Raw genomic sequence first — 4532 nt, 5'->3', positions numbered from 1 at the left:
GGCGGCAGCGGCGGCAGTTGCGGAAGTGGTGGCGGCAGGAACGGCAGCGGAACCGGCGCCCCCGGCGAGCGCGCGCCGGTACAGGCGGAGGTGGTCGAGGTGGATGCCCTGCTGCTGCTCGCGGCGCCACACGGCGCGGTCACGGCGGAGGGCGGCGCGGCGCTCGACCCGCGTCGCGGCCGACGCGTCGAGCCCCTCCACGAGTTCGAGCAGAGCCCGCGCCAGCGAGTCGGCCGACCCCCGCCGGAACGTCGCCACCTCGCCCCGCACCGGATGCTGCTCGCCGTAGAAGCCCACGTCGGGCGCGGCGACGCCGACCCCGAGATCCCAGCAGAGCTCGAGCCAGCCGGAGTGCGTGCCGTGGCCGTAGGGCATCACCGAGATGTCGGTGCCGAGCAGCGAGCGCTCGAGCTCCGCGTCGGTGAACCGCGGATGCTCGCGCAGCACCGCGAACGGAACCTCCGCCAGCCGCGACCGCAGCGCATCCCGGGTCGGCTCGTCCCGCACCCGATCGTTCAGATCGATCACCACGCGGAGGTCGAGCGAGGTCTGCCGCAGCGTCTCGACCGCCGCGAGCACGGTGTCGACCGCGGCCCGAGCGTCGATGTTCGGCCGGAGGTCCCTGAGGTGCACCCCCACGACGATCGGCGCTGTCGCAGCGTCGGCAGCGGCATCCGGAGCCTGCATCGACGGCGCAGAACCGCCACCAGCACCGACGCCGGCAGCACCAGCACCCGCGTCGGCCCCAGCACCCGCAGCAGCCCCACCAGCGAGCCGCGGATGCGCGATCACGACCGCCCCGCGCCCCCACCGCTCGCGCACCACCGCCGCCGCCCCCGGCGTCAGAGTGACGACCTCGTCGGCCGACCGCACCAGCAGGTCGAGTTGCGCCCGGTGCGCCGCCTGGTCGGCGAGTTGCGGGTTCGTCAGGTCGTGCAGCGTGAAGACGAGCGGCTTGCCGGCCGCCTCGAGCGCCGCCAGCGTCGCCTCGAGGTGCGCCAGCGGGAACGACTCCGTTCCGAAGTGGATGTGCATCAGGTCGAAGCTGTCGGCGTTCGCAGCGATCCACGCCGGGTCGATCATCGCCGGCGGCCACCACTGCCCCCGGGGTGCACCCACGGGCTGCGGGTCGGGCAGCACCACGACACGGTCGGCCGGGTCGACGGGTGCGGGGTCGACGATGTTCTGCACGTACGGATGCCCGCCCGGCACCGCCGCGATGCGCAGGGGCTCCGGGGCAGAGAGACCGGGTTGTGACATGGCGGTAGGGTTCCTTAGCGGACGGGCAGCGTTGCGATGACAGACAGAATGAGTGGCCGGGCAGCGGCCCCCAGCGTTCTCCAATGTATGGCGCGAATTACGTTGGATCGAAATGGAGGACAAGGGCTTGACGAGAGGTCGAAATCTCCCGACAGAACGGCGAGTGTGATGGGCAGTGTCACACCTCAAGGTGTACAGCAGGGGTCGCAGCAGCAGGAGTCGCCGCAGGCCCCGACGCCGTCTGATGCGCGCCGCCTGCACTACGGCGAGTTCTACGGGCTGCTGCCGATCGACGGCGACGAGCCCCTCGCCGTCGTCTCGGGCAACTGCCAGGCAGAGTCGCTCCGCATCATGCTCGACGGGGGCGGCCTCCGCACCGTTCGCGTGCCACCGATCTTCGAGCTGGAGGCGGCCGATGTTCCGCACCTCGAACGGCTGCTCTCGCGCACCGCGGTGTTCGTGAGCCAGCCTGTTCGCGACGGGTACCACGGCCTGCCGATCGGCACGGCCGAGCTCACCGCCCTGCTGCCCCCGGGTTCGCAGGCGGTGCGGATGCCCGTCGTGCGGTTCGCCGGGCTCTACCCCTTCCACGCCATCGTGCGGCCGCCGTTCGACGACTCACTGGTGCCTCCGGTGGTCGAGTACCACGACCTCCGCACGGTGATGCAGGCGTGGGCGGCGAGCGGGTCTCCGGATGCCCGGCCGAGCATCCCGGGCGGCGACCCCGTCACGGCCGACCGGGTGCGCGCCGTCGCCGACCAGTCCATCGCCGAACTGCAGAAGCGTGAGCAGCACCACGACACGGTCGTCGTCTCCGATCTGTTCGGCGAGCCGGCGTTCGACCTGATGCGCACGATCAACCACCCCGGCAACCGGGTGTGGTCCGTTGCGGCCGAGCGCGTGCGGGCCCGGCTGGGTCTGCCCGAGCATGACGTCGACCCGGGCCGGCCGCTGCTCGACACCGTGCACGCGCCGCGCGAGGCGGTCGTGCTGGAGGCCTTCGGCATCGACGACGCGCCCACCGCGAACTGGACGGTGAACGGCCGCGAGGTGCCCGCCGCCGAGGTCGAGCGCGCGCACCTCGCGTGGTACGCGGAGCATCCGAGCGTCGTTCCGGCCGCGATCGCGCGGCACCGCCTGGCCCTCGAGACGCTCGGGTTGCTGCCGGCGGGAAGCGCCCTGTGAGCGGCGCCGTTCCGCGGCAGCTCGTGGTGGGGTCGATGCGGCACGCGGTGACGCACTACGCCTCCACCCTGTCGCGGGAGCTCTGCTCGCTGACGTCGGGCCGGGCGGGCGGCGAAGTGCGGGCGGACCACTTCAGCGATGCGCCGGGGGCTGCGGCGGGCATCCGGAACCTGCACCTGCAGTTCACCGACCGGCTCTTCGGCGAGACGCCCGAACAGGCGGCCGAGATGGTCGAGGTGCTGGCGCGGTCGGCGCGGCTGACTGTCACGCTGCACGACCTGCCGCAGCCGTCGGACGGTGCCGCCAACCTGCCGCGCCGCGCCGCCGCCTACGCGCGGGTCGCCGAGGCGGCGGCCGCGGTCGCCTGCAACAGCCGGCACGAGGCGCTGCTGCTCGAGGAGTTCAGCCGCCCGCGGCTCGCGGGGCACCCGCCGGTCGCCGTTCTGCCCCTGCCGGTGCACCTCGCGGATGCGGCGGGGCACGCGGGGTTCCCGGGCGCCCCGGGCGCGCTGCCCGGCGGGGATGCGGTAGCCCACGGGGTGCCTGCTGGCGCGCACGCCGCCGCCCCTGTCGCATCCCGGGCCGCCCGCCCGGCAGCCGCCATCCTCGGCTACTACTACCCCGGCAAGGGGCACGACGACGTGATCGCCGCCATCGCGCACGCCGGGCTGGGCCTCGGCGTCAGCGCGCTCGGCACCGCCGCCCCCGGGCATGAGGCCGAACTCGCCGAGGTCGCCCGCGGGGCCTTGGCGCTCGGCGTCGAGTTCGAGGCGACCGGCTACCTCGACGACGACGCCCTGCTCGCACGCTGCCGCGAGGTCGCCGTACCGGTCGCCGCTCACCAGCACCTGTCGGCGTCGGCCTCCATCAACACGTGGATCGCGGCCGGGCGCCGCCCCCTCATCCCCGACGGCCGGTACAGCCGCGAGATGGCCGACCTGCGGCCGGGAACCGTGACCGTCTACCCCGACGGCGGCCTGGCATCCGCCCTCGCCGCGGCGCTCGGCGACCCCTCATCGACCTGGCTGGCTCCGGGTACGAGCGCGCGGCCCGACCTGCCCGACACGGCCCGGCTCTACATCCGGTGGTGGGAGGGACTCGGATGATCGCCCTCACCGGCAACGACTGGAGCGTGCTCGCGGGCGTCGAGCCGGAACATCCACCGACCGTCTCGGTGATCGTCGCCCACTACGACCAGCAGGGCGAGCTCGACCGCACCCTCGCCGCGCTCGCCCGGCAGACGCACCCCACCCCGCTCACCCAGGTGATCGTGGTCGACGACGGATCGCCCGTCGCCCCGCGCGTGCCGGCCGGAGTGCTGCTGCTGCTGCAGGCGGATCGCGGCTTCCGGCTCGCGGCGGCACGCAACCTCGGTGCGTCGCGGGCGACAGGCGAGGTGCTCGTCTTCCTCGACGCCGACACTGCCCCCGAGCCGGGGTACCTCGCCGCTCTGACCCGGCTGCCGGCGCTCGCACCCGACGTGCTGGCGGTGGGGCGGCGGCGGCACGCCGACTTCGCGGGCGAGCCCGTCGACGCCCCCGTCGAGCTGGTCGGGCCGCGGCACGAACTGCCGTCGCCGGCGTGGCTCACGGAGGCATACGAGCAGTCGAGCGACCTGTTGCACAGCGACGACCGCTCGTACCGCTACGTCATCGGCGCAGTGATGGCCTGCAGCCGCACGCTCTACGACGCCACCGGCGGCTTCGACGAGACCTTCACGACCTACGGCGGCGAGGACTGGGAGTGGGCGCACCGCGCCTGGAGTGCCGGCGCGGCCTTCGCCCACGTGCCCGCCGCCACCGCCTGGCACGACGGCCCCGAGTGGGCGTTCCGCCCGCCCGCGCCCGCCACTGCGCAGTCGGCCGAGGGCACAGAATTCGTCGCGATGGCTGCCGGTGACGACCGGCTGGTGCGGAAGAACGCCGAGACGCTGGCGCTGGCACTCCGCATCCCGGTCGCGGGGTCGCGGCCGCCAGCCCTGCGCTTCGACGCACCCCTCCCCTTTTCCGACAGCGCCACCGGCCCGGCCGCATCGGGCGGCACCACCACCACGACCGCCACGATCACCCCCGCAGCCACCGCCACCC

General features: G+C 74.0%; 4 protein-coding genes. 3 read left to right on the top strand and 1 reads right to left on the bottom strand.

What is annotated here, in order from left to right:
* Positions 1 to 1260 (bottom strand): glycosyltransferase (locus C5B96_RS16735; RefSeq protein ID WP_104246497.1); only part of this gene is annotated, 1260 nt, incomplete at its 3' end.
* Positions 1261 to 1428: 168 nt separating this feature from the next.
* On the opposite strand from C5B96_RS16735, the gene C5B96_RS16730 reads away from it, so the two are divergent.
* The 3 genes from C5B96_RS16730 to C5B96_RS16720 all read left to right on the top strand — a co-directional run.
* Entirely contained in the window at positions 1429 to 2445 is a 1017-nt protein-coding gene (locus tag C5B96_RS16730) for a WcbI family polysaccharide biosynthesis putative acetyltransferase (RefSeq protein WP_158507229.1), read from the top strand.
* Positions 2442 to 3551, top strand: a complete 1110-nt coding sequence (locus C5B96_RS16725) for a hypothetical protein (protein WP_104246496.1) — start codon at positions 2442 to 2444, stop codon at positions 3549 to 3551. Before C5B96_RS16730 ends, C5B96_RS16725 begins: the two co-directional genes overlap by 4 nt.
* A partial coding sequence (locus tag C5B96_RS16720) for a glycosyltransferase family 2 protein (RefSeq protein WP_104246495.1) occupies positions 3548 to 4532 on the top strand: 985 nt, incomplete at its 3' end. The genes C5B96_RS16725 and C5B96_RS16720, both read left to right, overlap by 4 nt.

Source organism: Subtercola sp. Z020, from assembly GCF_002931235.1.
Taxonomy (GTDB): domain Bacteria; phylum Actinomycetota; class Actinomycetes; order Actinomycetales; family Microbacteriaceae; genus Subtercola.
This window is presented reverse-complemented; position numbering and strand designations above follow the sequence as displayed.